The sequence below is a fragment of the Arthrobacter sp. TE12231 genome, assembly GCF_054062895.1.
The window spans coordinates 206,991-233,928 of sequence record NZ_JBSSFS010000001.1 but is presented as its reverse complement, the minus strand read 5'-3'; the positions used below and the strand labels follow the sequence as shown (position 1 = coordinate 233,928).

General features: G+C 67.1%; 21 protein-coding genes and 1 pseudogene. 11 read left to right on the top strand and 11 right to left on the bottom strand.

Going from position 1 to position 26,938, the window contains the following annotated elements:
* Positions 1-21 precede the first annotated feature (21 nt).
* Both aceE and nboR read left to right on the top strand, forming a co-directional pair.
* Positions 22-2,763: a pyruvate dehydrogenase (acetyl-transferring), homodimeric type gene (gene aceE, locus ACVWYS_RS01045; protein ID WP_456510265.1), complete on the top strand. Its 2,742-nt coding sequence runs from the start codon at positions 22-24 to the stop codon at positions 2,761-2,763.
* A gap of 34 nt (positions 2,764-2,797) precedes the next feature.
* Entirely contained in the window at positions 2,798-3,418 is a 621-nt protein-coding gene (gene nboR, locus ACVWYS_RS01040; protein ID WP_456508130.1) for a nicotine blue oxidoreductase, read from the top strand.
* A 29-nt stretch (positions 3,419-3,447) separates the two neighbouring features.
* On the opposite strand, the gene ACVWYS_RS01035 is transcribed toward nboR, so the two are convergent.
* From ACVWYS_RS01035 to ACVWYS_RS00995, 9 genes are all read right to left on the bottom strand, one after another.
* Complete coding sequence (locus tag ACVWYS_RS01035; protein ID WP_456508129.1) at positions 3,448-4,092, bottom strand: uracil-DNA glycosylase; 645 nt, start codon at positions 4,090-4,092, stop codon at positions 3,448-3,450.
* A complete protein-coding gene (locus tag ACVWYS_RS01030; protein ID WP_456508128.1) occupies positions 4,089-4,829 on the bottom strand; it encodes a HEAT repeat domain-containing protein in 741 nt (246 codons plus the stop codon). The genes ACVWYS_RS01035 and ACVWYS_RS01030 overlap by 4 nt, the downstream gene beginning before the upstream one ends.
* A 51-nt stretch (positions 4,830-4,880) precedes the next feature.
* On the bottom strand, positions 4,881-5,864 hold the full coding sequence (locus ACVWYS_RS01025) for an aldo/keto reductase (protein WP_456508127.1): 984 nt from the start codon (positions 5,862-5,864) through the stop codon (positions 4,881-4,883).
* A gap of 69 nt (positions 5,865-5,933) precedes the next feature.
* Positions 5,934-6,677 carry an aspartate/glutamate racemase family protein gene (locus tag ACVWYS_RS01020; RefSeq protein ID WP_456508126.1) on the bottom strand — a complete coding sequence of 248 codons (744 nt, stop codon included), beginning with the start codon at positions 6,675-6,677 and terminating at the stop codon, positions 5,934-5,936.
* A 27-nt stretch (positions 6,678-6,704) separates the two neighbouring features.
* Positions 6,705-8,273: an NCS1 family nucleobase:cation symporter-1 gene (locus ACVWYS_RS01015; RefSeq protein ID WP_344365764.1), complete on the bottom strand. Its 1,569-nt coding sequence runs from the start codon at positions 8,271-8,273 to the stop codon at positions 6,705-6,707.
* A 208-nt stretch (positions 8,274-8,481) separates the two neighbouring features.
* The gene (locus ACVWYS_RS01010; RefSeq protein ID WP_456508125.1) at positions 8,482-11,364 is read right to left on the bottom strand and encodes a molybdopterin-dependent oxidoreductase; all 2,883 of its coding nucleotides are present in this window, start codon (positions 11,362-11,364) and stop codon (positions 8,482-8,484) included.
* A 2-nt stretch (positions 11,365-11,366) separates the two neighbouring features.
* Positions 11,367-12,371 (bottom strand): FAD binding domain-containing protein, encoded by a 1,005-nt coding sequence (locus ACVWYS_RS01005; protein ID WP_456508124.1) that lies wholly within the window; start codon positions 12,369-12,371, stop codon positions 11,367-11,369.
* Entirely contained in the window at positions 12,362-13,726 is a 1,365-nt protein-coding gene (locus ACVWYS_RS01000) for an XdhC family protein (RefSeq protein WP_456508123.1), read from the bottom strand. The genes ACVWYS_RS01005 and ACVWYS_RS01000 overlap by 10 nt, the downstream gene beginning before the upstream one ends.
* A gap of 72 nt (positions 13,727-13,798) precedes the next feature.
* Positions 13,799-14,287 carry a nucleoside deaminase gene (locus ACVWYS_RS00995; protein WP_456508122.1) on the bottom strand — a complete coding sequence of 163 codons (489 nt, stop codon included), beginning with the start codon at positions 14,285-14,287 and terminating at the stop codon, positions 13,799-13,801.
* Between the two features lie 374 nt (positions 14,288-14,661).
* On the opposite strand from ACVWYS_RS00995, the gene ACVWYS_RS00990 reads away from it, so the two are divergent.
* On the top strand, positions 14,662-16,026 hold the full coding sequence (locus ACVWYS_RS00990) for an 8-oxoguanine deaminase (RefSeq protein WP_456508121.1): 1,365 nt from the start codon (positions 14,662-14,664) through the stop codon (positions 16,024-16,026).
* A gap of 62 nt (positions 16,027-16,088) precedes the next feature.
* Here the strand turns inward: ACVWYS_RS00990 and ACVWYS_RS00985 are convergent, their stop codons facing one another.
* The gene (locus ACVWYS_RS00985) at positions 16,089-16,265 is read right to left on the bottom strand and encodes a hypothetical protein (protein WP_344365780.1); all 177 of its coding nucleotides are present in this window, start codon (positions 16,263-16,265) and stop codon (positions 16,089-16,091) included.
* Positions 16,266-16,664: 399 nt separating this feature from the next.
* Between ACVWYS_RS00985 and pucL the strand changes: the two genes are divergently transcribed.
* On the top strand, positions 16,665-17,573 hold the full coding sequence (pucL, locus tag ACVWYS_RS00980) for a factor-independent urate hydroxylase (protein WP_344365782.1): 909 nt from the start codon (positions 16,665-16,667) through the stop codon (positions 17,571-17,573).
* 184 nt (positions 17,574-17,757) lie between these two features.
* On the top strand, positions 17,758-19,263 hold the full coding sequence (locus tag ACVWYS_RS00975; protein WP_456508120.1) for a nucleobase:cation symporter-2 family protein: 1,506 nt from the start codon (positions 17,758-17,760) through the stop codon (positions 19,261-19,263).
* Between the two features lie 103 nt (positions 19,264-19,366).
* Here ACVWYS_RS00975 and ACVWYS_RS00970 read toward each other — a convergent pair whose 3' ends face one another.
* On the bottom strand, positions 19,367-20,122 hold the full coding sequence (locus ACVWYS_RS00970; protein ID WP_116767191.1) for an IclR family transcriptional regulator: 756 nt from the start codon (positions 20,120-20,122) through the stop codon (positions 19,367-19,369).
* Between the two features lie 203 nt (positions 20,123-20,325).
* Between ACVWYS_RS00970 and ACVWYS_RS00965 the strand changes: the two genes are divergently transcribed.
* From ACVWYS_RS00965 to ACVWYS_RS00940, 6 genes and pseudogenes are all read left to right on the top strand, one after another.
* Entirely contained in the window at positions 20,326-21,750 is a 1,425-nt protein-coding gene (locus tag ACVWYS_RS00965; RefSeq protein WP_344365789.1) for an NAD-dependent malic enzyme, read from the top strand.
* A gap of 25 nt (positions 21,751-21,775) precedes the next feature.
* Entirely contained in the window at positions 21,776-23,374 is a 1,599-nt protein-coding gene (gene aceB / locus ACVWYS_RS00960; RefSeq protein ID WP_344365791.1) for a malate synthase A, read from the top strand.
* 3 nt (positions 23,375-23,377) lie between these two features.
* A pseudogene (locus tag ACVWYS_RS00955) lies at positions 23,378-24,716 on the top strand (DUF6986 family protein).
* Positions 24,713-25,528: a bifunctional allantoicase/(S)-ureidoglycine aminohydrolase gene (locus ACVWYS_RS00950; RefSeq protein ID WP_116767195.1), complete on the top strand. Its 816-nt coding sequence runs from the start codon at positions 24,713-24,715 to the stop codon at positions 25,526-25,528. Before ACVWYS_RS00955 ends, ACVWYS_RS00950 begins: the two are co-directional and overlap by 4 nt.
* Positions 25,529-25,762: 234 nt before the next feature.
* A complete protein-coding gene (locus ACVWYS_RS00945; RefSeq protein WP_202615868.1) occupies positions 25,763-25,924 on the top strand; it encodes a glycine zipper domain-containing protein in 162 nt (53 codons plus the stop codon).
* A gap of 206 nt (positions 25,925-26,130) precedes the next feature.
* Positions 26,131-26,931 carry a hydroxypyruvate isomerase family protein gene (locus ACVWYS_RS00940; RefSeq protein ID WP_456508118.1) on the top strand — a complete coding sequence of 267 codons (801 nt, stop codon included), beginning with the start codon at positions 26,131-26,133 and terminating at the stop codon, positions 26,929-26,931.
* The last annotated feature ends 7 nt before the right edge of the window (positions 26,932-26,938 follow it).

Genomic DNA, 26,938 nt, shown 5'->3' with positions numbered 1-26,938 from the left:
AACGATGAAAAGAGGCTGGACGTGGCTGCAGGAGAAGATACCTCCCATATCCTCAGCGGGTTGACAAACCAGCTGCCTGATCGTGATCCGGAAGAGACCGCCGAGTGGCTGGAGTCCCTGGATACGCTGATTCAGGAACAGGGCACCGAGCGTGCCCAGTACATCATGCGGAGCCTGCTTCAGCGGGCCGGGGCGCAGAGTGTGGGTGTTCCGATGGTGACCACCACGGACTACGTCAACACGATCCCGGTGGACCAGGAAGCGCCGTTCCCCGGGGACGAGGAGATCGAGCGGAAGTACCGGGCGTGGCTGCGCTGGAATGCCGCGGTCATGGTGCACCGGGCGCAGCGGGCGGACATCGGGGTCGGCGGGCACATCTCGACCTATGCCGGGGCCGCGACCCTGTACGAGGTCGGGTTCAACCACTTCTTCCGCGGCAAGGACCACCCCGGCGGCGGGGACCAGGTCTTCTTCCAGGGCCACGCCTCCCCCGGCATGTACGCCCGGGCCTTCATGGAGGGCCGTTTGTCCGAGGAGGACCTGGACGGGTTCCGGCAGGAGAAGTCCAAGGAGGGCCACGCCCTGTCCTCCTACCCGCACCCGCGGCTGATGCCCGGGTTCTGGGAGTTCCCCACGGTCTCGATGGGCATCGGGCCGATGAACGCGATCTACCAGGCCCAGTCCAACCGGTACCTGCACAACCGCGGCATCAAGGACACCTCCGACCAGCAGGTCTGGGCGTTCCTGGGTGACGGGGAAATGGACGAGCCCGAGTCCCGCGGCCTGCTCCAGCTCGCCGCGAACGACAAGCTGGACAACCTGAACTTCGTGATCAACTGCAACCTCCAGCGCCTGGACGGCCCGGTCCGGGGCAACGGGAAGATCATGCAGGAACTCGAGGCGTTCTTCCGCGGCGCGGGCTGGAACGTGATCAAGGTCGTCTGGGGCCGGGAGTGGGATGACCTGCTGGCCAAGGACGAGGACGGCTCGCTCGTGAAGATCATGAACGAGACCGTCGACGGGGACTACCAGACCTACAAGGCCGAATCCGGCGCGTTCGTCCGCGAACACTTCTTCGGCCAGACCCCGCAGACCAAGGAAATGGTCCAGGACCTCACCGACGACCAGATCTGGAACCTCAAGCGCGGCGGCCACGACTACAACAAGGTCTACGCCGCGTACAAGGCCGCGACCGAGTTCAAGGGCAAGCCGACGGTCATCCTGGCCCACACGGTCAAGGGCTACGGCCTGGGCACCCACTTCGAGGGCCGCAACGCCACGCACCAGATGAAGAAGCTCACCCTCGCGGACCTGAAGGCCTTCCGCGACCACCTGCGCATCCCCATCACCGACGACCAGCTCGAAGCCGACCCCTACCGGCCCCCGTACTACCACCCCGGCCCGGACGCCCCCGAAATCCAGTACCTCATGGAACGCCGCCAAGCCCTCGGCGGCTTCGTCCCCGAACGCCGGTCCAAGCACAGCGAGATCACGCTGCCGGATGAGAAGACGTACGAGGTCGCGAACCGCGGCTCCGGCAAGCAGCTGGCCGCCACCACCATGGCGTTCGTCCGTCTGCTCAAGGACCTCATGCGGGACAAGAACTTCGGCCAGCGGATCGTGCCGATCATCCCGGACGAGGCCCGCACCTTCGGCATGGACGCGTTCTTCCCGACCGCGAAGATCTACAACCCGAACGGCCAGAACTACCTCTCCGTGGACCGGGACCTCGTCCTGGCCTACAAGGAGTCGATTTCCGGCCAGATCGTGCACGCCGGCATCAATGAGGCCGGTTCCGTGGCCGCGTTCACCGCCGCGGGCACCTCGTACGCCACGCACGGCGAACCGCTGGTGCCGATCTACGTGTTCTACTCGATGTTCGGTTTCCAGCGCACCGGCGACTCCTTCTGGGCCGCCGCGGACCAGATGACCCGCGGGTTCATCATCGGTGCCACCGCCGGCCGCACGACCCTGACCGGTGAAGGCCTGCAGCACGCCGACGGCCACTCCCCGATCCTCGCCGCCACCAACCCGGCAGTCGTCACCTACGACCCCGCGTACGGCTACGAGATCGGCGTGATCATGCGCGACGGCCTGGAGCGGATGTACGGACCCGACTCCGAAGACCGGAACCTGATGTACTACATCACGGTCTACAACGAGCCGATCGCCCAGCCGGCCGAACCCGAGAACCTCGACGTCAACGGTGTGTTGAAGGGCATCTACCGGGCGTCGGCTTCGGAAGTGGCCGGGCCGAAGAGCCAGATCCTTGCCTCCGGCGTGTCCGTCCCCTGGGCTCTCGAAGCCCAGCGGATCCTCGCCGAGGACTGGGGCGTCTCCGCCGATGTGTGGTCCGTGACGTCCTGGAACGAACTGCGCCGCGACGGGCTCGCCGCCGAGGAAGAGGCCTTCCTCAACCCCGGCCAGCCTGCCCGCGTCCCATTCGTGGCCCAGCAGCTCGCGGACGCGACCGGTCCGATCGTGGCCGTGACCGACTACATGAAGGCCGTGCCGGACCAGATCCGGCAGTTCCTCCCGCACCAGTTCGCCTCCCTCGGCGCGGACGGCTTCGGCTTCTCCGACACCCGCGCCGCGGCACGCCGCTTCTTCAAGAACGACACCCACTCGATCGTGGTGAAGACCCTGCAGCTGCTCGCGGCGAGGGGCGACGTGGAGGGGGGCGCGCCGTCGTACGCCATGGACCGCTACAAGCTCCTGGATGTCAACGCCGGGACCACCGGCGGAGCGGGCGGCGACTCCTGAGCGTTGTGTTCGAGGCGCGCGTTAGGGTGGGCAGATGAGCGACAGCGGAACCCTGAGCCCGACTACACGCACGACGGCGGTGCTGCTTGCCGCCGGCGCCGGCACACGGCTGGGGCTCGGCCCCAAGGCGCTGCTCCGGTTCCGCGGCCGCACGCTCGTCGAAGTGCTCGCTGACATGCTCCTGCAGGGCGGCTGCCGGGAAGTGGTGACAGTGCTCGGCGCGGACGCGGCAACGGTCCGCGCCACCACCGACCTCAGCCGGCACAAGGTCATCGAAAACCCGGACTGGGAGTCCGGGATGGGCAGCTCCTTCCGGGCGGGGGTCGCCGCGGCGCCTCCGGAGGATCATGTGCTCATCGCGCTCGTGGACCAGCCCGGCCTGACCGCCGGGACGGTCGCCCGGCTGCTGGCGGCCCATCGGCCGGGCCGGGTGACGGCGGCCGCCTACCGCGGCCCGCAAGGCAAGCTACGGCGGGGACATCCGCTGCTCCTGGATGCCGGCCTTCGCGCTGCGGCCGCTGAAACGGCGACGGGCGACGCCGGGGCGCGCGTCTTCCTGCAGGGCCGCCCGGATCTGGTTGATCTGGTGGATTGCAGTGACCTCTCCGGCGGTGAGGACCTCGACACCCCGGACCAGCTGCACCTGCTGGATTAGGGGCCGGCGCGGCAACCGACGCGTTGGTCTTAGCCGGAGGTGCCCAGCAGCTCCTGCAGGCCGCGTTTGAATCCGGAGCGGCCGCCGTGGGCAGGATGCCTGATTTTCGGTGTGTCCAGGCCGCTCCGCTGCAGGCTGCGGTGCGCCACATTGCCCACCGCCACCACGGTTTCGATGGGAAACAGCTCTGTTAGCGCCTGCCAAAACGGGGTTCCGAGGGCTGCTTCGGCGGATGTCGGGGTGCGGTTGGACAGCGGCCGACCCGGCATGTGGGTATGCCAAGGGCAGGCGCTCCATAACAGGGGAAGGAAGTCCAGCTCGGCCAGGACCTCCCACATCACCGTTGCGGTCGGCTCCGCCGCGACCCCGGCGGCGTCCGCCGGCAGCACGTAGCCCTTTCCCGGCCCGAAGAGCCCGAAGCCGTTGGCGGGCCCCTCCAAAATGGTCCGGTTGGTGAAGGGCACGCCGGTGATCCGCATGCCCCGGAAACCGGGGGCTTCGCCCAGCAGCAACACCTGCGGGGAGCGGTTCAGCATCTCCTGCAGGTAGATACGCAGGTTCTGCCGGCGCCGCGCGTTCCCCGGGATGGTGTGATCGAAGAAGTTGTTGCACCAGGGCCCTGTTTCCACCGAAGCGAGCCGGTCAATGAAGGCATCGAGGGAAGAAGCGGTCATTTGCCGGCCCGCTCCAGGACGGCGGCCACGCGTTGGGCAGCTGCAGGGGCGGCCTTGGCCAACCGTGCCTTCGTGAGATTCTCCCGCACGATCCAGCGCACATCCTTGTCGTCGCTGGCGGCCCACCTTTCCAGGCGTCCGAAACCCTCCGCCGGTGCAGCCGCAATTGCGACGCTCCAGCAGTACCCAAGCCCCTGCCGCAGCACACGGAACTGCTCGTCACGCCGCGATTGATGATCCATGCCCCTGAATGAAGCTGTGATCCGGTCCAGGGTGTCCAGGGCCCGGACGGCGTCGTCGGGTGCGCGAAGCAGGCGGGGTTCGCAGATACCGGCCGCAAGGGCGCGTTGCACCAGCGGCGGACCATCTACCCAATCCTCAGCCAGGGTCCACAACGACGGCATATTCGCATCGCCGAGCCGCTGCAGGGCCATGGCAGTGCCCTCTCGCACGCGCCAGCGCGAATCGGCCGCCAGCACCCTCAACGTCTCAGCGGCGTGCCGCTCGCCGTCGGCCAGCAGTCGGCCAAAGCCGACGGCGCCGCACGTCGCCAGGTATTCGTCCGGGCTCTCCGCGCACGTCCGGATCAGCGCAGGGTCAGCCACATCAGCGAACGCCTCCGCAAGTTCAAGGTTCCCCCTGGGACCGGGAAGGCCGGATTCGGCGTTCAGGTATCCCACCCACTTCTCAGGCGGGAGCGATTCCAGGACCGCTCTGTAGTCCGATCGTTTGGTCACGGGTCAATTCCTCGCTGCCGAAGTGCGCCTGACCGTGGAGAATCCTGCGCCTTACCAGCGCGGGTGGATCGATTCGCGGAAGTAGCGGTCATAGATTTCCCGGACGCCGACGTCGAATGTGGCGTCAATGCCGCTGACGCCCGCCGCGGCGGCGTTGGAGCGCGCCTGGTCCACGTTCCGCGCCCCCGGAATCACCGTGCTGATGCCGTCCTGCGCCGCGATCCAGGCGATCGCAGCCTGGGCGGTGCTGACGCCGTCGGGCACCAGTTCCTCGAACTCGGCGACCGCTTTGAGGCCCTGCTCAAAGTCCACGCCCGAGAAGGTCTCCCCGACATCGAACGCGGAGCCGGTGCGGTTGTAGTTCCGGTGGTCGTTCTCCGCGAAGGACGTGTCCTTGGTGTACTTGCCTGACAGCAGCCCGGAGGCGAGGGGCACGCGAGCAATGACGCCCACACCGGCTGCCTGTGCGGCGGGAAGAACCTCGTCCAGGGGCTTGAGCCGGAAGGCGTTGAAGATAATCTGCACCGTTGACGTGCCTTCGTGGCGGATGGCTTCGAGGGCTTCGTCGGTCCGCTCCACACTGACGCCGTAGTTCCGGATGGCGCCGTCGGCCACGAGGGTGTCCAATGCGTCGTAGACTTCGGCGTTGCTGTACACGGCGGTGGGCGGGCAATGCAGCTGGACCAGATCCAGGCAGTCCATCCCCAGGTTCCGCCGGGAGCGGTCCGTCCATTCGCGGAAGTTGGCCAGGTTGTAGTTCTCCGGCGTCTGTTCCACCCGCCGGCCCATCTTGGTGGCCACCGTGATGTCCAGGCCGGGGTTGTCCGCCAGGAACGCTCCGATGGCCTGCTCGCTGCGCCCGTCGCCGTAGACGTCGGCGGTATCAAAGAAGGTGACGCCGGCTTCCGCCGCGGCTGCAAGGACGGCCTGCGCCTGCCCGGGATCCACGTTGCCCCAGTCCGCGCCAAGCTGCCAGGTCCCCAACCCGACGATCGAGACGTTCCGTCCGGTCTTGCCCAACATTCGCTGTTCCATCGTCCGACTATAAGCCGTCGGCGCCCTCAATGTGAGTGGCCGACGGCGTCGGGCACCTCTAGCTCCGACTCAGGGCATCGCCGCCGTGGCGGCCCCCGTCAGCGGCCATCCGATGACCGTCTTAGGCCGCGGGGTGGCATAGGTCCGGACTTTTGAAGTGCTCAGCCCCAACCGGACCAGCGATTCGGCGATGGTGACGGCAGCCGCCACCCCGTCCACCACGGGGACGCCGGCACGCTTACGGATCTCCTCGTCCAGGCCGGCCATTCCGCCGCACCCGAGGACGATGACTTCCGCCTTGTCCTCGCGGACCGCCAGGAGTGCCTGTTCGATGATGGCTTCCACGGCGCGCTCCGGTTCCTCCTCGAGTTCCAGCACTGCCATTCCGCTGGCCCGGACCGAGGCGCACCGGGCGTCGAGGCCGGCCAGCTTCAGCCGGTCCTCGATCAGGGGGACGGCACGGTCCAGGGTGGTAATCACGGAGTATTTGTGGCCAAGGAACATCGCGGTGCTCGCGGCCGCTTCGGTGATGTCCACTACTGGAACGTCGAGGAGCTCCTGGAGTCCTTCGCGGCCGTGCTCACCGTAGCCGGCCTGGATGACGGCGTCGAACGGCTCCGGGTAGGACAGGACCCTGTCCATGACGGCGATCGCCGCGAGGTAACTCTCAAAGTTTCCCTCGCAGGAGTCGGCGCCGAAGCGGGGAGTGAGTCCCACGATCTCCGTGTCCGGCAGCGCGGCCTGGCGTGCCTGCGCGGCGATGGAGTCTGTCATCGACTGCGTGGTGTTGACGTTGGCGACAAGAATGCGCATGGTGCTTTCCGCTTTCGGACAGATGGGTCAGTGGTTGCTGGCGACAGCGATTGCTTCGCCGTCGACGTCGACGAGCCGCTGGGAGCGGTCCGAGATGGCGTAGTAGACCGCCGCGGCGATGCCGGCTGCGACGAACCACGCGAACGGGGCGGCGGCTTCGAGCGCCGGAACAAAGGCGACCAGCAGCGCAACGCAGGCGGCCGGCACCAAAGCAATGATCGCCCGGGGATTGAAGCCCTTCTTGTAGAAGTAGGCTCCCGCCGGGTCCTCGGTGTAGAGCTCGAGGACGTTGACCTTGCCGCGGCGCAGCAGCCAGTAATCGGCCATTACGACGCCGAATAGCGGGCCGAGCAGCGCTCCGAGTCCGCCCAGGAAGTACACGATCACGATCGGGTTGTTGTACAGGTTCCACGGCAGGATGATGAGGCCGATCGTGCCGCTGACCCAGGCCGCCTTGCGGAAGTTCAGGTGCTTCGGGAAGAGGTTGGTCAGCGCATAGACGGGAGCCACAAAGTTGGCCATCAGGTTCACGGCGATGGTCAGGATCAGCAGCGCAAGGCAGGCCAGGACCAGGAACATCGTGTTCGGGATGGTCTGGACGATGTCCGACGGGCTCTTGATGATCGTGCCGTTGATCTTGAACTGGCCGCCGGCCATGACCACCACGATCGCGCCGAAGAGAAGCATGTTGATGGGGATACCCCAGAAGTTGCCCCGCACCACCGCCTTCTTGGAGACGGCGGACCGGGTGAAGTCACAGAAGTTCAAGACGAACGTTCCGTAGATGGATACCCACAGCGCACCGCCGGCAAAGATGGTGCGCCACATTTCGGCGCCTTCGAGGGCGTGGTTCGAGGTCCAGGCGATGGAGCCGCCGGCTTGAACGAAGATCCAGATGGCCATGGCCGCCATGGTCACCAGGATGATGGGCCCGGCGAAGGCTTCATACTTGCGGATCATTTCCATGCCGAAGCTGACGATGACCAGTTGGACGATCCAGAGGAACACGAACGAGGCCCAGCCCAGCGTGGAGAGGCCGAGGATGGAGTTGGCGTCCAGCTCCCGCAGCGAGGGGACCATGGCCACGAGCATGACGCGGAGCACCACAGATGCCAGGTACGTCTGGATACCGAACCACGCCACGGCCACCGCCCCGCGCAGGAGGCTGGCGATCTGTGCTCCCCTGATGCCGAAGCTGATCCGGCTCATGACCGGGAACGGGACGCCGGTCTTGACACCCATAAAACCGGAGAAGCTGAGAAGCCCAAACAAGAGGACGGCTCCGACGCCCAGGGCGAGAAGGATCTGCCAGCCGCCCAGTCCGAGGGCGAAGAGCCCGATGGCAAAGGCATAGTTTCCGAGGCTGTGGACGTCGTTGGCCCAGAGCGTGAAAATGCTGTAGCTGGTCCAGCGGCGACCTTCCCGCTTCGTCGGGGCAAGGTCGATGTTGTAAAGGGAAGGGCTGATCGTTCGGCCGGAGGCGGCGCTGGCTGCTTCGCAAAGCGCGTCGACACCCATGGAAGGGTGGGCAGCCTTGCTCAAGCCAACTGCGGTCTCGGGAGCCGGGTCGACGCCGGTCAACGGGGTCGTCTGCATCGTGATCTCACTTCTTGAAGATGTCTTCCATGCATTCCGCGCTGGGAGATGTGCCGGAAACTACCGGCAGGAGCGTCATTGCATTCATTCCACAATGCGGAAGATGGGTATCGAGTAGTGAAATAACGGTATGACCTGGATCACGTGTCAGTCAAGGGTTACCGGATCGCGGCCAGTCACAAACCGTTCCTACGGCCCCACGTTGGGTCTAGCGGGAGGGGACCAGCCCGGCTTCCTTCAGTCCCAGGTAGATCTTGTCGCGGGAGATGGGCAGCTCCGCGAACCTCACGCCGGTGGCGTTCCGGATGGCGTTCGCGAGCGCCGGCGCCACCGGGTTGAAGGGGCTCTCGCTCATGGACTTGGCGCCGAGCGGGCCCAGTTTGTCGCTGGTGTCGGCGAAGTACACCTCGCTGCGCGGCACGTCCGCGAAGGAGGGGATGTGGTACTGCCGCAGGATGTCCGTGGTGACGCGGCCGGCGTCGTCCACCCTGACTTCCTCGTACAGCGCGGCACCGAGGGCCTGGGCGATGCCGCCTTCGATCTGGCCGCGGCACTGGCGCGGATTGACCACCGTGCCGGCGTCGGCCGCCTGGACGCTTTGCAGGATCCGCAGCTCACCGGTCCCGGTGTTCACGGCCACCCGGAAACCCTGGACGTTGAACGCCACGGAGCGGGGCGTCCCGCCCCAGTGACCCTCGGCGGCGAGTTCGACGCCGGACTGCTTAGCGGCGTCGTATATTTCCGTCAGCGGCACCCGGGTTCCCTCGCAGATGACGGCGTCCGCCTCCAGCACGCACCCGGCGGCGGGGACCTGCCGGAGTCTGGCGGCGAAGGCGCGGATGCGCACGGCGAGGTCCTCGGCGGCGGCGAGCGTGGCCTTCCCGGCCACCACGGTGCCGGCCGAGCCGAACGCACCGGAGTCGTGCTCGACGAGGTCGGTGTCGGACTGCCGCACAGTGACGCGGGCGGCAGTGGTGGACAGGGCGGTGGCGGCGAGCTGGGCGTGGACGGTGGTGGTGCCGTTGCCAAATTCAGCCGTCCCGACGGCGGCGGCGTAGGTCCCGTCGGGCAGGAGCCGGAGCCGTGAGTGGGCAAAGTGGCCGCGCGGCGGGACGGTGTCGATCATGGACAGGGCGGAGCCCTCCCCCGTGACCCAGTCCGGGCCGAGGTCCTCGAGTCCGGCGACCCGGTAGCGTTCCCGGCCGCGGTCCAGGGCATCCTGTACCAGCCGGGTGCACTGGTCCAGGCCGTAACTGCCGTAGAGCACGTCCTCTTCGGGGTCGGGGTGGGTGGAGAGCATGTCGTCGCCCTCGCGGACCATATTGCGGCGGCGGAACTCCATCGGGTCCATGCCGATCCCGGTCGCGAGCTCGTCCATGCCGGATTCGATGGCGAAGATCACCTGGCTCAGCCCGTAGCCGCGGAACGCGCCGGACGGCACCGTGTTGGTATACACGGCGTGGGCATCCACTTTCTTGTTGGCGCAGTTGTACACGGCCAGGGATTCGCCGCAGCCGTGGAACATCACGCCCACGGAATGGTTGCCATAGGCGCCGGCGTTGGTCAGCACGTCCAGTTGAAGCGCCGTCAGTTTGCCCTCGTTGCTGGCGGCGGCCTTGAGGTGGATAGTGAACGGGTGCCGGGTGGTGGCGGCCGTGAACTGCTCGGTGCGGGTGAATTCAAGCTGCACCGGGCGCCGCAGAGTCAGCGCGGCGAGGGCCACAATGTCCTCGGTGAGGACTTCCTGCTTGCCGCCGAAGCCGCCGCCAACGCGGCCGGCCACCACCCGGATCTGTTCTTCCGGCAGACCGAAGACCCGGCCCAGGGTGCGCCGGACCAGGAAGGGCACCTGGCTGGACGTTCGGACCTGCAGCCGTCCATCGTCATCGATCGAGGCGATGGCGGCGTGGGTCTCCAGTGCGGTGTGCTGAACCCGCTGGGTCCGGTAGGTCTGCTCGTGGATGAAGTCCGCGGTGGCGAAGGAGGCGGCGACGTCGCCCAGCTCGGAGTGCAGTTCGGCCACCACGTTCTGCTCCGGTCTGCCGATGCGGGCTGTGAGGGCGTCCTTGTCCCCGTGGATCGCCGGCGCACCCGGGTGCATCGCTTCTTCGGGAGTGAAGACGGCCTGCAGGACCTCGTATTCGACGGCCAGGGCGCGGACTCCGGCTTCCGCCGCGGCAACAGATTCAGCTACGACGGCGGCGACCTTTTGCCCGATGAACCGTACGACGTCGTCGAGGACCCGGGTGTCATCCGGGTCGTCGGTGTGCTGCTCGTGCTGGGCCGTGGAAAACAGCTGGGCCGGGGCGTCCTCATGGGTGAAGACGGCCACGACTCCGGGGACCTGCAACGCTGCGGACTTATCGATGGCGACCACCCGGGCGTGGGCGTACGGTGAGCGCAGCAGCTTCAGGTGCAGCAGTCCGGGCATTTCGTCGGCGGGGACGTCCAGGGTGTAGCGGGCCTGTCCCGTGACGACGGCGAAGCTGGCGGGTGCCGGAACGTCATCGCCCATTTGTCCGGGACGCGGTGCCGGCTGGCTTGGTCCGGCGACCCCGGATCCCGGACCTGCGGCGTCGGGGTGCCCTTCCCGCCCGCAGACAGCGTCTTCGATGGCGCGATAGCCGGTGCAGCGGCACAGATTGCCCTTGAGGTTCCGCGGCAGGTCCGCCTTCTGCTCGTCGTCGAAGGTGGCCGCCGTCATCACCATGCCCGCCGTGCAGAAACCGCACTGGAAGCCCTGTCGGTCCAGGAACTGCTGCTGCATCGGGTGGAGTGCTGTGGTCCCGGCGGCGCCGCCGCCTGGGGTGTCAGGTCCGCCGGGGTCACAGGTGGCAGCCAGTCCTTCGATCGTGGTGACGGCTCGTCCCTCTGCCCGGACGGCCGGGTAGATGCAGCTGTGCACCGGGGTCCCGTCCACGTGGACCGTGCAGGCCCCGCAGTCGCCGCCGTCGCAGCCCTTCTTGACGCCGTGGGCGCCCTGTTCCCGCAGGAACGTCCGCAGGCACTGGCCCGGCCGCGGGCTGTCCGCTGCCGCAGTCCCATTGACAACGATGCGGCTAGTGTCGGTGCGGCTGGTGTTGTTGGCCATGATCAGCGCCCTTCCTGCTGTGACTGTTCCGGTGTTGGTGTGGCGGGGCCGGGCGTGCGCCGTGGCGGCCAGAAGTCGCCGGAGACTCGGGCCGGGGCAACTCCTTCGGGCGCGGCCAGCTCCGCCCGGATTTCCTCTGCGAGCCGGTACGTCATGTCCTTCCGCCAGGCCGGCAGCCCGTGGATGTCATCGTGATAAAGCGAGTCCGGGATGGCAGCATCGAGGGCGGCGACCAGGGCCGACGCGGATGGGCCTGCTCCCCGAGCCGCCGTAATGCGCAGCTGCACGGGCCGTTTGGTGGCCGCCGTGACGGTCAGGACCAGTGCGCCGTGGGCGTCGGACCGTCCGATCAGCAGCGCGCCGGACCGCCCCAGGTTGCTCAGCGAGAGCCTGCGGAAGGCCACCCGCGAGGACAGGGCCGACGCCGGGAGGTGGATGCTGCGCAGGAGCTCGCCGGGGGCCAGGCAGTTCTTCGCGTCCCCCGTAACGAACTCGGCCACCGGCACGGTGCGGCTGGCGCCGCCGGGGCCGGGGCCGGGGCCGAAAATGGTGGCCGTGCCGTCGAGCGCGGCACAAAGCGAGATCATGGGGCCGGCCGGCAGCGAGGTACACAGGTTGCCGCCCACTGTGGACATGTTCCAGACCTTGAAGGAAGCCACAAAGGAGTCGCAGCAGGGACGGATCAGGTCCAGGGCCGGCCAGGCGGCTGCGCCGGCGACCACTTCACCCCGGTTCCTCCCTGCAACAAGGGCCAGCGCGTCCGAATCCGGCAGTGCGTACAGTTGTGCAACCGTGCATGTGGCCGCGATCTCGATACCCGAGTCGGTCACCGTGAGGGCGGGCCAGTTGGTGGCGCTGAGGTCCAGCAGCCGCCGGAGCGGCTCCTTGCCGAAGGCGAAGCTGCCGTAGGAGAACAAGACGGTGCCGCCGGCCAGCCAGGCATCCCCGTTGCGCCACTCGCCGGGATCCCCGGTGCGGACCACCGCTTCGATGGTGTTCATATCCATGGTGTCTCCTGGGGCTGCCGGGGTGAGGGGGTCAGGGTTGCGGCCTGCGGGGCGGCGGAGCTGCCGCCCCGGTGGTGGATCGGACCCGCACCGTCCTTCAGGGACTTGCACTGGGCCGGGGGACGATTTGCCCGGGATATTCCGGCCGAAGCTGTACCGTCGGGGTCCGTGCCCTGTCCGCGGCGCGCCAGGACCTCCGCCGTGATGGAGACCGCCACCTCGGCCGGGGTGACGGCTCCGAGGTCGAGGCCGATCGGCGAATGCAGCCGGGACAGTTCCGCGGCGGGCACGCCCGCGGCGAGGAGGGACTCGGCCCGCTGCTGGTGGCTTCGCCGCGATCCCATCGCACCTATATAGGCCAACTCGAGGCCCAGAGCGGTTTCAAGCAGCGGAATGTCGAATTTGGGGTCGTGTGTGAGGATGCAGACCACGGTCCGGGCGTCGGTCCTTCGCGCCGCGGCTTCCTGCGCGAGGTAGCGGTGGGGCCACGCGGTGACCACCTGGTCGGCGCCGGCGAACCTGTCCTGGGCCGCGAAAGCCGGGCGGGCATCACAGAGCGTCACGTCATATCCGAGTAGCTTGGCGGCCGGCAGCAGCGCCGCGCCGAAGTCGTTGGCGCCGAAGATCAGCAGCCGTGCCGGCGGGCGCCGGCTCTGCACCAGGAGGGTTACAGGCTCGTTGTTCGTGGCCCGAGCCTCCCGGACGCCAGCCGGTCCGGATGCCCGCTCGGCTGCGGGGCCGGACAGGCAACCGTCCGGTGGGGCGAGCCGGACCAGCCCGGTCTGTCCCCGGCGCAGCAGCGGCTCCACCTGGGCGGCTGCGGCCTGCACGAGCGCGCGGCCCGCCGGGCCGCCCCCGCCGGACGGGCCCAGCAGCAGGGCCAGTTCGGGGCAGGTTTCGGCCTGGTAGGCTGCGGGCTCCGGGACAACGACGGCGCCGCCGCCGTGCGCGTCGACCCTGCGGATCAGTGCCACAGGCGTTGCGGGTCCGCGGGCTCCAAGGGCGGCCAGGCTTTCACGCTGCAAGGTGCCTGGTTCGGTGCCCAGCGGTTCAATGTGGATTTCCAGTTCGCCGCCGCAGGTGAGCCCGGCTGCGAACGCGTCTTCGGCGCTGTAGCCGAAAACTTCACGGCGGGTGCCGCCGTCGCGCATGGCCTCCAACGCCAACTCCACCACGGCACCTTCGACGCAGCCGCCCGACAGGCTGCCCAGGACCTCGCCGGCCTCGGACACGATCATGGACGTTCCGAGCGGCCGGGGAACGGAACCTGCCGCCCCTACCACTGTGGCCACGGCGCACCGCTGCCCGCTAACGGCGGGCTGCCATTCCTGCAATGACGGCATCAGTTCCAGCATTGCTGCTCCCTCTTTCCCGGTGCGGCGATGATGTCCATATTCTTGTGCCCGTCATGGACCGGTGGAAGGACCTTAGTAGTCAATTCGGGAATCAAGGGCATTCCATGTTGTGAAGGGTTCCAGGACGGCCGGCGCCTGCGGGTCGTGAAGTTCCAGTTTGCCCACAGGCATCAGGGCGTCGCGCTGGTCGTTTTCGAAGAATTCATAGAACACGGCGTCGTCGAAACCCACGGACGCGGCGTCATGGCGGTCCGCCGCGAAGACCACCCGCGCGACCCGCGCCCACAGCGCGGACGCCAGACACATGGGGCAGGGCTCACAGCTGCTGTAAAGGATGGCTCCGGTGAGGGCGAAGGTGCCAAGTTCGCTGCACGCGCGGCGGATTGCGGTGACTTCGGCGTGCGCGGTGGGGTCGTTCAGGGCGGTGACGCGGTTGACGCCGTCGAACGCCTGTCCGTCCGCGGTGACAACGACGGCACCGAACGGTCCGCCGTTGTTCAGGACGTTTGCCGTGGCCAGCTCAATGGACCTGGCCAGATATGCCTGGGCGGTGGCGCTCATGATGCGGCTCCCTTGTGCTGTGGAAGCCGGTCCGACGAATGGGACGCAATGACCAGTTGCGACGGTTACCAGGCTTCAGCGCGTGCTTTTGAAGGTGTACTTGCGCCTGGTAGATAGCTTCTCCGGAAACCGGGGCCCGCCTTTGGCAAACTCCAGAGTAGCAGCGAAACGTGAGCTGCGCCATAGATTTTTGGAATCCTAGTTTCGTGATGTGAAATTCTGATTTCCGAGTGGTCACAATGCGCACTGTTGACGGGCACGCCTCCGCCAGCCTAGCCTGATCTCCAACCGGCGCCTCGAGCCGGACGCCTGGATCAGCAGACAGGCCCACACTGAGCTGGCCCACGTCCCTACGCTCAGACAGGAAACCTGCCATGCCTACGCGCCCCTCCGACTCCCGCCTTTGGATCCGCAATCCCCTTGGAGCTTTCACCGCCAACGCCCTCGACGCCTCCGGCGGAATCGTGGTGAGCGGCGGAATCATCGTCGAAGTTCTGGCCGCCGGCCAGCAGCCGTCGGCACCATGCCAGGAAACGTTCGACGCCGGCAACCACGTCCTGCTGCCCGGCCTGATCAACACCCATCACCACTTCTACCAGACGCTCACCCGAGCCTGGGGCCCGGTGGCAAACGCCCCCTTGTTCCCGTGGCTGCAGAAGCTATACCCGGTATGGGCGCGGCTCACCCCGCGGGACCTGGAGTTGGCAGCCACCGTTGCCCTGGCAGAACTCCTGCTTTCCGGCTGCACCACGGCCGCGGACCACCACTACCTCTTTCCCTCCGGCCTGGAAGACGCCATCGACATCGAGGTCGGCGCGGTCCGGAAACTGGGAATGCGGGCGACCCTCACCCGGGGGTCGATGACCCTCGGGGAGGACGACGGCGGCCTGCCTCCGCAGTCCACCGTGCAGGCGGCGGATATCATCCTGACGGACAGCGAGAGGCTCATCGGCGAGTACCACGAACGGGGCGACGGCGCAGTCATCCAGATCGCCCTCGCCCCGTGTTCACCGTTTTCCGTGACGCAGGAGATTATGTCCGACAGCGCCGCCATGGCCGAGCGTCTGGATGTCCGGCTCCACACCCATCTCGCCGAGACGCTGGATGAGGAGGAGTTCTGCCGGGAGAAATTCGGACTACGCACCGTGGAGTACCTGGAAAGTGTCGGCTGGCTCAGCGGCAGGACCTGGCTGGGGCACGGCATTCACTTCAGCGACGCCGAGATTGCGGCGCTGGGAGCCGCAGGGACCGCCGTCGCGCATTGCGCCACCTCCAACATGCGGCTGGCATCGGGCACCGCTCGGGTGATTGAGCTTGAGGATGCCGGCGTCCCGGTGGGACTGGGCGTGGATGGTTCGGCGTCGAACGATGCCTCAAACATGATCCTTGAGGCGCGGCAGGCACTGTATCTGCAGCGCCTGCGGTACGGCGCCCAGGTGCCGGTGGAACGGGCCCTGGGGTGGGCCACCCGGGGGTCGGCCGCGGCCCTCGGCCGGCCGGACCTGGGCCAACTGGCGCCCGGGATGCAGGCTGACCTGGCCCTTTTCCGGCTTGACGAGCTGCGGTTCTCCGGCAGCCACGACCCGCTGGCCGCGCTCCTGCTCTGCGGGGCGGACCGGGCCGACCGCGTCATGGCGGCTGGCCAGTGGCGGGTGGTCGACGGGCAGATTCCAGGGCTGGATATCGCCGGGCTCATCGCGGAGCACTCGGCGGCTGCGCGGAAACTGGTCGGCGACTAGGGCCGGCGCGCCCATCCGACAGCCGGCCGTTACGCGACGGCGCGGCCTGTGTTCGGACGCCGTCAGGGCTGCCGGCGTCCGAACACAGGCAGCATCCGGAACCAGCGGGAGATGCCGCCTGATGTCCGCTCATGGTCGGCCGGGATGTAGAAGTCCGGGTCCGTGCCGCCGAAAGGCAGATACAGCTCTTGACCGGCGGCCGGAAAATCAGCGGCAACGCCCTTATCCTGCGGGTCCATCGGTTCCTCCTCGTTCCCGGCGCGGCCCCCAGTCCCTCAAGGGCCGCGCCGGGGCTGCATCCAATTTTCCACATTTTGGAAAATTTTTATTGATATGTGGAAATCTTAGGGAGCGCCGCAGCGGCGGTCAAGGGCCGAGGCCGGACCGCCGGGAGGAGCGCCAGTCACAATCCGATTTTTGAAAAAGTGATGTACACCACGGCCCTGCCGGGCTAGTGTTTAAACCAACTCGTGGCGTAGGTCACGTAACCTGGGAGCAGCAGGCAGGGTTGTAATGAGCTGACGTCACTGGACGTCGGCTCTTTTTGTTGGGTCGGCTCCATCGGAAACGCGTGCGAAACACGCGCTTAATTTCAATGATGGAACCTAGGTTCCACATCACGGAAGTTGGGAATAGCCATGAGCAACAAGATCATCCTCGGCCACAACCAGTACGGAAAGGCCGAAGTCCGGGTCGTCAAAATCACCCGGGACACGGACCGCCACGAGATCGAGGACCTGAACGTCACCTCACAGCTCCGCGGCGATTTCGCCGCCGCACACCTTGCGGGCGACAACGGTCATGTCGTCGCCACCGACACCCAGAAGAACACGATCTACGCTTTCGCCCGGGAGGGCGTCGGCTCCCCGGAAGCGTTCCTTCTGCGGTTGGGCGAGCACTTCACCTCGAGCTTCGACTGGGTCTCCGGCGGCCGGTGGGAAGCGGAGTCGTACAGTTGGGACCGCATCCAGGCGCACGGCGCCGAGCACGACCACTCCTTCGTCCGCAACGGCCAGGAGGTGCGCACCGCGGTATTGGTCCGGGACGGCGCCGACGTGCACCTGATTTCCGGGCTCAAGGACCTCACGGTCCTCAAGTCCACGCAGTCCGGCTTTGTGGGCTACCCACGGGACAAATACACTACGCTGCCGGAAACCACGGATCGTATCCTTGCCACGGACGTCTCCGCCCGCTGGCGCTTCAAGACCGGCACCGACTTCAGCACCACCGACTTCAACAAGAGCTACGACGACGTCAAGAGCCTGCTATTGGAAGGGTTTAGCGAAAACTACTCCCACGCCCTGCAGCAGACCCTTTTCGACATGGGCGCCAAGGTCCTCGAGGCCCACGGAGAGATCGACGAGATCAAGTTCTCCATGCCCAACAAGCACCATTTCCTCGTCGATCTCTCACCGTTTGGCCTCGACAACCCCAACGAGGTCTTCTTTGCCGCGGACCGGCCCTACGGCCTGATCGAGGCCACGGTCCAGCGCGAGGACGCCGGCCCCGCGGAGATCGCCTGGAGCGGTATCGCAGGATTCTGCTAGGCCGGTCCCGGAACCGCGCGCTTGCCCGGCGCGACCCCGGGTTCTTGTCCGGTCTTCCGCTGCTCCGGCACGGGGAACAGCCGGACAAGAACCCCGGGAAACGGGCCGAATTGCTTTGCCACAACTGTTAGCCAGACACCGTTAGCCAGACAAAGACGTCTGCCATGAACCAAGAAAGTCTGCCATGAACACCAAGAAGAAATTAGCCGCGACAGCGGCACGCGCCGCTCGGTCCGGTCGCCCCGAAGACCAACGCCTGCCGCTCGGAAGCACATTCGCGTACGGATTGCAGCACGTCCTGACCATGTACGGCGGAATCATCGCCCCGCCGCTGATCATCGGCGCGGCCGCCGGCATGTCGTCGCAGGACATCGGCCTGCTGATCGCCGCCTGCCTCTTCGTCGGCGGCCTCGCCACCATCCTGCAGACCATCGGCATCCCGTTCTTCGGGTCCCGGCTCCCGCTCGTGCAGGGCGTTTCATTTGCCGGCGTTTCCACGATGGTGGCGATCGTCCACGGCGGTGGCGGCATCCAGGCCGTGTTCGGCTCCGTCATCGCGGCATCGCTGATCGGGCTGCTCATCACGCCGCTGTTCTCGAAGATTATCCGCTTCTTTCCTCCGGTGGTGACCGGTGTGGTCATTACCACCATCGGCCTGACGCTGATGCCGGTTGCCGCCAACTGGGCCATGGGCGGCAACAGCAAGGCGCCGGACTACGGAAGCGTGGCAAACATCGGCCTCGCCGCGGTCACCATGGCGATTGTCCTGCTACTCAGCAAGGTGGGGAATGCCGCGATCTCGAGGCTTTCGATCCTGCTCGCGATGGTTCTGGGCACCTTGATCGCATTCGCAGTCGGCATGGCAGATTTTTCCAAGGTGGCCCAGGGCGCAATCGTCGCCTTCCCCACACCGTTTGCTTTCGGCCCTCCCACCTTTGAGGTCGCCTCGATCGTTTCGATGCTGATCGTCATCCTGGTCACCTTGACCGAAACCTCGGCCGACATCATTGCCGTGGGCGACATCGTCGGCACCAAGGTTGATTCCAGGCGGATTGGCGACGGCCTCCGGGCGGACATGCTCTCCAGCGCCATCTCGCCGCTGTTCAACTCATTCACCCAGAGCGCCTTCGCCCAGAACGTGGGCCTGGTTGCCATCACGGGCGTCAAGAGCCGCTTCGTGGTCAGCGCCGGCGGGCTCATCCTGGTGGTCCTCGGCCTGCTTCCCGTCCTGGGCCGCGTCGTGGCCTCGGTGCCGACGCCCGTCCTGGGCGGTGCCGGCGTCGTCCTCTTCGGAACCGTCGCCGCAAGCGGCATCCGGACCCTCGCCAAAGTGGAATACCGCAACAACATGAACCTGATCGTCGTCGCGGCGTCACTGGGCTTCGGCATGATTCCGATCGCGGCACCGACCTTCTACGACAAGTTCCCCACCTGGTTCAGCACCATCTTCCACTCCGGCATCAGCTCGGCAGCCCTCATGGCCATCCTGCTGAACCTGCTCTTCAACCACCTGAAGGCCGGGAACTCCGAGAACCAGTCGGTCTTCGTGGCCGGAACCGACAGGGTCATCCGTCAGGAAGACCTTAAATGCCTCGCTGAGGGCGACCGCTACGAGAACGGCAAACTGTTTGACTGCGACGGCAAGGAAGTTCCCGTAGAGCAGTCCAGGATTGCAGCCGACGAGCACTAGGAGTCCGTCCATCCCGCACACGGCAGCGACTTGCGGGGCCTACCACCGTAGGCCCCGCTTGTCGTGCGTCCGGATCCGGACGGCGGCGTTTTGCCCCGGCGGATCAGCCCTGCTTGAGCTCGTCCGAGATCGCGCGGGCGGCCTCCCGCAGCAGCGGCACGGCCTTGTCCGCGAACGCCTGGTCCACCCGGGACACGGGCCCGGACACGGAGATGGCGGCCGGCGTCGGGGCATCGGGGATGGCCATCGCGAAGCACCGCACCCCAACCTCCTGCTCTTCCTCGTCAATGGAGTAGCCGCGCTGGCGGATGAGCTTCAGGTCTTCCAGGAGCGTATCGACGTCGCCAATGCTCTTGGGGGTGGGCGTCGGCATCCCCTGGCGTCCGACGATGCCGCGGACCGTGTCATCGTCCAGCTGGGCCAGGATCGCCTTGCCCATGCCGGTGGCGTGCATGTAGCCGCGCTTGCCCACCTCGGTGAACATGCGCATCGAGTGCAGCGACGGCACCTGGGCGACGTAGATGACCATGTCAGAGTCCAGGACACCCATATTGGCCGTTTCACCCAGCCGGTCCACAAGAGACTTGAGCTGGGGCCTGGCCAGCGAGCCGAGCTGCTTGTTGGCCGCCTCACCCAGGCGGATCAGGCGCGGCCCCAGCGCGTAGCGGCGGTTCGGCAGCTGCCGGATGTACCCCAGGGCAACGAGGGTGCGCAGGAGCCGGTGAATGGTGGGAAGGGGCAGATCGGTGGAATTGGACAGCTCGCTGAGGGTGACCTCGCCGCCCGCATCGGTAATCAGTTCCAGAAGTTCGAAGACGCGCTCAACGGACTGCACGCCTCCCGAGGGCTTATCAGCCATAAAGATTCTCTCCTGCGCGTCGGCGTCGACATTTCTTATCCACATCGTGAAATACAGCTGAAAACCAAAGATACAGCACCCCGCCACCCGGCCAATGACACAACAAGGCTTGTTTTTCCACTAAGCAGATAATAATATCCATAATACGAAAACATTCATCGAAGCGTGAGCGGCCCGTCACGGGCCATACCAGGAGGAACTCAATGGCGAACCCCAGCCCCGGAAATTCGATCACCCTGCGCGTGGAAGCGCCGTCCAGCTTCACCGCCACCAGCGAACTGGCGGCGGCAGTCGGCGGAGCAGGCGCGGCCATCACCGCCCTGGACGTCACCGAATCCCACCACGACACGCTCGTCGTCGACGTCACCTGCAACACCACCGACGACGACCACGCAGCCCGCGTCAAGGACGCCCTCAACGCGCTCGACGGCGTGAAGGTCCAGCATGTCTCGGACCGCACCTTCCTGATGCACCTTGGCGGGAAGCTCGAGGTGGTCCCGAAGGTGGCCCTGCGCAACCGCGACGACCTCTCCCGCGCCTACACCCCCGGCGTCGCCCGCGTCTGCCTGGCGATCGCGGAGGACCCCTCCGCCGCGAGGAACCTGACCATCAAGCGCAACACCATCGCCGTCGTCACCGACGGCTCCGCCGTCCTGGGCCTGGGCAACATCGGCCCGGCCGCGGCGCTCCCGGTCATGGAAGGCAAGGCCGCCCTCTTCAAGCAGTTCGCCAACGTCGATGCCTGGCCGGTCTGCCTGGACACCCAGGACACCGAGGAAATCATCATGATCGTCAAGGCCCTCGCCCCCGTCTACGGCGGCGTGAACCTGGAAGACATCGCCGCGCCGCGCTGCTTCGAGATTGAAAACCGGCTCCGTGCGGAACTGGACATCCCGGTCTTCCATGACGACCAGCACGGCACCGCGATCGTCACCCTGGCCGCCCTGGTCAATGCCCTGCGCGTGGTGGGCAAGAAGCTCGCCGATGTCAAGATCGTGGTCTCCGGCGTCGGCGCCGCAGGCTCGGCCATCATCCAACTGCTCAAGGCCCAGGGCGCCAACCACATCATCGCCGCCGGCCGCTCCGGCGCCATCCACCACGGCGCCAAATACGACGACGAACACCGCTCCTGGATCGCGGCCAACACCAACGAGGCCGGCTTCTCGGGCTCCCTGCACGAGGCCCTCAAGGGTGCGGACGTCTTCATCGGCGTCAGCGCCCCCAACGTGATCGGCGAGGAGCAGGTTGCCTCCATGGCCAAGGATGCGATCGTCTTTGCCATGGCCAACCCCACGCCGGAAATCGACCCGGTGATCGCGTCGAAGCACGCGGCCGTTGTGGCCACCGGCCGCAGCGACTACCCCAACCAGATCAACAACGTACTGGCCTTCCCGGGCTTCTTCCGCGGGCTGCTCGACGCCGGCGCCTCCGACATCATCCCGGAAATGCTGGTGGCCGCCGCGAAGGCAATCGCCAACCGCGTGGCGGACGATGAGCTCAATGCCAGCTACATCATCCCCAGCGTCTTCGACCCGCACGTTGCCGCCGACGTCGCCGCCGCCGTCGCCGCGGCGGCGCGCGCGAACTCCGCGCACGCCGCCACCCGCGCCGTCCCGGCCCACGCCTGATTCGCAGCCTAGGAAAGGACCAGAAATGGCTCTCACCGTCACCGATCCCCAGCCCGTCGACCGGGCCGGGGAAATCCTGACCCCGGAGGCTCTCGCCTTCGTCGAGGAACTTCACCTCCGCTTTGCCGGAACCCGTGCCGAACTTCTCAAGGCCAGAGCCGTCAAGCGCGAGCACGTTGCCCGGACCGGCCGCCTGGACTTCCTGCCGGAGACCCGGGAAATCCGCGACGCCGACTGGAGCGTTGCTCCGGCACCGGCAGCCCTGAAGGACCGCCGGGTCGAGATGACCGGGCCGGCCGCCCCGGCCAAGATGGCCATCAACGCGCTGAACTCCGGCGCCAAGGTGTGGCTCGCCGACCTCGAGGACGCCAGCACGCCCACCTGGTCCAATGTGGTCGAATCGATCCTCAACCTCCGCGACGCCGCCGAGGGAACACTGAAGTACACCTCGCCCGAAGGCAAGGAGTACGCGCTGCGCACTGACGCCCCGCTCGCCGTCGTGGTGGCCCGGCCCCGCGGCTGGCACATGGGCGAACGGCACCTGCTGATCGGCGGGGAACACACGATCGGCGCCCTGGTGGACTTCGGCCTGCACTTCTTCCACACCGCCAAGCGGCTCCTGGAGAACGGCCACGGACCGTACTACTACCTGCCCAAGATGGAGAGCCACCTCGAGGCACGGCTGTGGAACGAGATCTTCGTCTTCGCGCAGGACTATCTCGGCATCCCGCAGGGCACCGTCCGCGCCACCGTCCTGATCGAGACCATCCCGGCGGCCTTCGAGATGGACGAGATCCTCTTCGAACTCCGCGACCACGCCTCCGGCTTGAACGCCGGACGCTGGGACTACCTGTTCAGCATCATCAAGTACTTCCGGGACGCCGGCGAGAGCTTTGTCCTTCCCGACCGGGCCAGCGTCGCCATGACCGCGCCGTTCATGCGGGCCTACACCGAACTCCTGGTCAAGACCTGCCACCGCCGCGGCGCCTTTGCCATGGGCGGCATGGCGGCGGTAATCCCCAACCGGCGCGAACCCGAGGTGACCGCTCAGGCCTTCGAGAAGGTCCGGGCGGACAAGACCCGCGAGGCCAACGACGGCTTCGACGGCTCCTGGGTGGCGCACCCGGACCTGGTGCCGATCTGCCGCGAGGTGTTCGACTCCGTCCTGGGTGCGCGGCCCAACCAGCTGGACAAGCAGCGGCCCGAGGTCAGCGTCACCGCCGAGCAGCTTCTGGACATCCGTTCCGCCCAGGGCCAGGTGACCGAGGCAGGCATGCGCCTGAACCTCTACGTGGCCGTGGCCTACACCGCCGTCTGGATCTCCGGAAACGGCGCCGTGGCCATCCACAACCTGATGGAGGACGCCGCCACGGCAGAAATCTCGCGGTCCCAGGTCTGGCAGCAGATCCGCAACCACTCGGTGCTCGCCGACACCGGCCGGACCGTCACCCGCGAACTGGTGTCCGCCATCCTCGCCGAGGAGACCGAGAAGCTCCGCGGCGAGGTGGGCGAGGACGCTTTTGCGAAGCACTACCTTCCGGCCAGCCGCCTGATCGGCGACATCTGCCTGTCCGAGGACTACACCGATTTCCTCACCACCCCGGCCTACGAGCTGGTGGGCTGAAGCATGGCAGCCACCTCCGCCGGCGCCGGACTGCACCGAAGCAGCCAGGGACCGGTGACGCAGTCCCTGTCCGGGGCCGACCTCGCCAGGATTGACGCGCAGCTCGCCGATACCGACCGGCTGCTGGAGCGCAACTACCCGGGCGATGACGGCTCCCGCCAGCCCGTGCACACGGTCTACGTTCCCGCCGACCGCTTCAGCCCGGAGTTCACCGCCGACTGGGGCGCCCAGGCCCTCGCCGCGGTGGACGCCCGCGGCGGCGTCGAAAGCCTGTGCGCACTGCAGGGCCAGGACGCCGACCTGGCCGCCGCCGTCGCGCCCCGGGTCCGGGCCAAACTCTCAACCGAGCCCGTCGAGGACCTCCGGCTGGACTTCGAGGACGGGTTCGGGGACCGGGGCGACGACGCCGAGGACACCGCCGCTGTCGCCGCGGGGTCCGCCGTGGCCACCGCCGTCGCCGCCGGCACCGCGCCGCCGTTCATCGGAATCCGTTTCAAGTGCTTCGAAGCCGCCACCCGGGCCCGGGGACTGCGGACCCTGGACCTCTTCGTGTCGCAGCTGGCCGCGGCCGGCGAACTCCCGGATGGGCTCATCCTCACCCTGCCCAAGGTCACCACCGTGGCGCAGGTGGAGGCCATGGCCTTCGCCGTGTCCCGGCTCGAGGACGTCCACTCGCTCCCCGCGGGCCGGCTCCGGTTCGAGGTGCAGGTGGAAACGCCGCAGCTCATCCTGGGCCCGGACGGGACCTCTCCGGTGGCGCGCCTGCCGCACGCGGTGCCCGGCCGGATCAGCGGGCTGCACTACGGGACGTACGACTACTCCGCGTCGCTGCAGATCTCGGCCGAATACCAGTCCATGGAGCATCCCGTGGCGGACTTCGCCAAGGAAGTCATGCAGCTTGCCGTGGCCGGCACCGGCATCCGGCTCTCCGACGGCTCCACCAACATCATCCCGGTGGGCGACAACGTGGAACAGGCCTGGCAGCTCCACGGCCGGCTTGTCCGCCGGTCGCTGGAACGCGGCTACTACCAGGGCTGGGACCTCCACCCGGCCCCAGCTGCCCAGCCGGTTTGCCGCGACCTACGCCTTCTACCGGCAAGGGCTCCCCGCTGCCGCTGCCCGGCTCCGCAATTACGTGGAACAAACCGGCGGCGGCGTCATGGATGAGCCCGCCACCGCACGCGCCCTGGCGGCCTTTGTGCTGCGCGGCGTCCAATGTGGCGCTGTCGGCGCCGATGAAGTCCTGGCGCTGGCCGGCGTCGGACTTCCCCAGCTCACTGTGCTGGCCCACCCGCGGCTGGCCGCTTCCTCCACCCCCTCAGCGAAAAGGACACACCCATGAGCAACTACTTTTCACCCGAAGGCGGTCTGCCGCCGCAGACCCAGCTCCTCACCGACCGCGCCGTGGTCAAGGAGGCCTACACCGTCATCCCCAAGGGGGTGCTGCGCGACATCGTCACCAGCAACCTTCCCGGCTGGACCAACACCCGGTCCTGGATCATCGCCCGGCCCATCGCCGGCTTTGCGACGACGTTCTCGCAGCTGATTGTCGAGGTGGGCCCGGGCGGCGGCAGCGACAAGCCCGAGGCAGAGGCCGGCGTCGAAGGCGTAATCTTCCTGACCAAGGGCGAACTGACACTGACCCTCGACGGCGAAATCCACCACCTCGAGGCCGGCGGCTATGCCTACCTCGCCGCCGGCTCGGACTGGAAAGTGTCCAACGACTCCGCCGGGGAGGCCGCCAGCTTCCAGTGGATCCGCAAGGCCTACGAGCCCCTGGAAGGCTTCACAGCCAAATCCTTCGTCACCCGTGACCAAGACGTCGAGCCGCGGCCCATGCCGAACACCAACGGGGCCTGGGCCACTACCCGCTTCGTGGACCCCGACGACCTCGCCCACGACATGCACGTCAACATCGTCACGTTCCAGCCCGGGGCGTCCATCCCCTTCGCCGAAACCCACGTGATGGAACACGGACTCTTCGTCCTGGAGGGCAAAGCCGTCTACCGCCTCAACGACGACTGGGTGGAAGTCGAGGCCGGCGACTTCATGTGGCTCCGCGCCTTCTGCCCGCAGGCCTGCTACGCCGGCGGCCCGGGTCCGTTCCGCTACCTGCTCTACAAGGACGTCAACCGCCAGATCCGCCTGACCTAAGGCAGGTCCGCGCCGTACCGGTGCACGCACTGCTGGTCCGCACATTGCTGCTCCAGCGAGTGCTGATCCGCGCTGTGCTGAATCACCCTGTGGAGTCCGCCCCGCCTGTCGGGGCGGGCTCCTTCGTGGTTCCGGACTCTTTCGTGGTTCCGGGGCCGTGCGCGCCTCCGCACCAAATGTGGTTCCCAAGCCGGAAACCCTTGCGGCCCGGGCGATGCTTGCTAGCCTGAGGCTGTGAAGTACGAATCCCTGTGGATCGGAATGCTCCTTGGCGCGGCCCTCGGCTTCGCCATCGGAGTCACCACCGTCGACAAGCCGTTCACAGGCCTGCTGATCGGCCTGGGCATCGGCGCGCTCGTGGGCCTGGCAGCCCGGAAAGATCCCACGAAGCGGTAGAACCACCCTTCGCCGGATCCGCAGCACCCCCGCGCCCTTCCCGGACGTACGCCGCTTGACGCGCACCCCTTGACTCTCCTGCCCTAACTTCCCTACACTTTTCATAAAGCAGAATCTAAATTCCACAAAGCGGAAATCGCAGGAAACGGTCTGCAAGGCAACGAAGCCCGGGATCCAGCTCCCGCCCACACCGGAAGGAACCCACAATGACGTACACCGTGAACTGCTCCATCCTCCTGACGGAGCTCCCTCTCCTGGAACGCCCGGCCGCGGCGAAGGCCGCCGGTTTTGACGCCGTCGAATTCTGGTGGCCCTTCGAGACCTCCGTCCCTACCGACGCCCAGGTCACCCGGTTCGAGAACGCCATCACCGATGCCGGCGTGCAGCTCACCGGCCTGAACTTCAACGCCGGCGACATGCCCGCCGGAGACCGGGGCCTCGTGTCCTGGAAGGGCCGCAGCGCCGAGTTCAAAGACAACATCGACGTCGTCGCCGGGATCGGCGCGCGACTCGGCTGCACCGCCTTCAACGCCCTCTACGGCAACCGCCAGGAGGAGCACTCCCCCGAGGAACAGGACGAACTGGCCGTACAGAACCTGACCGCCGCAGCCGCCGTAGTCGCCCGGATCGGCGGAACCGTCCTGCTGGAACCGGTCAGCGGCGCGGCCCGCTACCCGCTGCTAACCGCGGCGGATGCTCTCGACGTCATCGCCCGGGTCAAGAACGAAACCGGCGCGGAGAACATCAAGCTCCTGGCCGACTTCTACCACCTGGCGGTCAACGGTGACGACGTCGCTGCCGTCATCGAAGGCCACGCCAAAGACTTCGGCCACATCCAGATCGCCGACAGCCCCGGCCGCGGCGCCCCCGGAACCGGGACCCTGCCGCTGGGCGAATGGATCACCCGCAGCCGCGAACTCGGCTACGAGGGCTACATCGGCCTCGAATACAAGGAAACGGCGGAAACCGCCTTCGCCTGGGCCATCCGCCAGCACGCCGCAGGCTAGTCCCGCC

Coding starts and splice junctions, on each gene's coding strand:
- ACVWYS_RS00990 (WP_456508121.1), top strand. CDS start 14,662: ATGCCTACGCGCCCCTCCGACTCCCGCCTTTGGATCCGCAATCCCCTT.
- ACVWYS_RS01020 (WP_456508126.1), bottom strand. CDS start 6,677: ATGCGCATTCTTGTCGCCAACGTCAACACCACGCAGTCGATGACAGAC.
- ACVWYS_RS00995 (WP_456508122.1), bottom strand. CDS start 14,287: ATGAGCGCCACCGCCCAGGCATATCTGGCCAGGTCCATTGAGCTGGCC.
- ACVWYS_RS00985 (WP_344365780.1), bottom strand. CDS start 16,265: ATGGACCCGCAGGATAAGGGCGTTGCCGCTGATTTTCCGGCCGCCGGT.
- ACVWYS_RS01005 (WP_456508124.1), bottom strand. CDS start 12,371: ATGGATATGAACACCATCGAAGCGGTGGTCCGCACCGGGGATCCCGGC.
- ACVWYS_RS00940 (WP_456508118.1), top strand. CDS start 26,131: ATGACGTACACCGTGAACTGCTCCATCCTCCTGACGGAGCTCCCTCTC.
- nboR (WP_456508130.1), top strand. CDS start 2,798: ATGAGCGACAGCGGAACCCTGAGCCCGACTACACGCACGACGGCGGTG.
- aceB (WP_344365791.1), top strand. CDS start 21,776: ATGGCTCTCACCGTCACCGATCCCCAGCCCGTCGACCGGGCCGGGGAA.
- ACVWYS_RS01000 (WP_456508123.1), bottom strand. CDS start 13,726: ATGCTGGAACTGATGCCGTCATTGCAGGAATGGCAGCCCGCCGTTAGC.
- ACVWYS_RS01025 (WP_456508127.1), bottom strand. CDS start 5,864: ATGGAACAGCGAATGTTGGGCAAGACCGGACGGAACGTCTCGATCGTC.
- ACVWYS_RS00950 (WP_116767195.1), top strand. CDS start 24,713: ATGAGCAACTACTTTTCACCCGAAGGCGGTCTGCCGCCGCAGACCCAG.
- ACVWYS_RS00965 (WP_344365789.1), top strand. CDS start 20,326: ATGGCGAACCCCAGCCCCGGAAATTCGATCACCCTGCGCGTGGAAGCG.
- ACVWYS_RS01035 (WP_456508129.1), bottom strand. CDS start 4,092: ATGACCGCTTCTTCCCTCGATGCCTTCATTGACCGGCTCGCTTCGGTG.
- ACVWYS_RS01010 (WP_456508125.1), bottom strand. CDS start 11,364: ATGGCCAACAACACCAGCCGCACCGACACTAGCCGCATCGTTGTCAAT.
- pucL (WP_344365782.1), top strand. CDS start 16,665: ATGAGCAACAAGATCATCCTCGGCCACAACCAGTACGGAAAGGCCGAA.
- ACVWYS_RS00975 (WP_456508120.1), top strand. CDS start 17,758: ATGAACACCAAGAAGAAATTAGCCGCGACAGCGGCACGCGCCGCTCGG.
- ACVWYS_RS00970 (WP_116767191.1), bottom strand. CDS start 20,122: ATGGCTGATAAGCCCTCGGGAGGCGTGCAGTCCGTTGAGCGCGTCTTC.
- ACVWYS_RS01015 (WP_344365764.1), bottom strand. CDS start 8,273: ATGCAGACGACCCCGTTGACCGGCGTCGACCCGGCTCCCGAGACCGCA.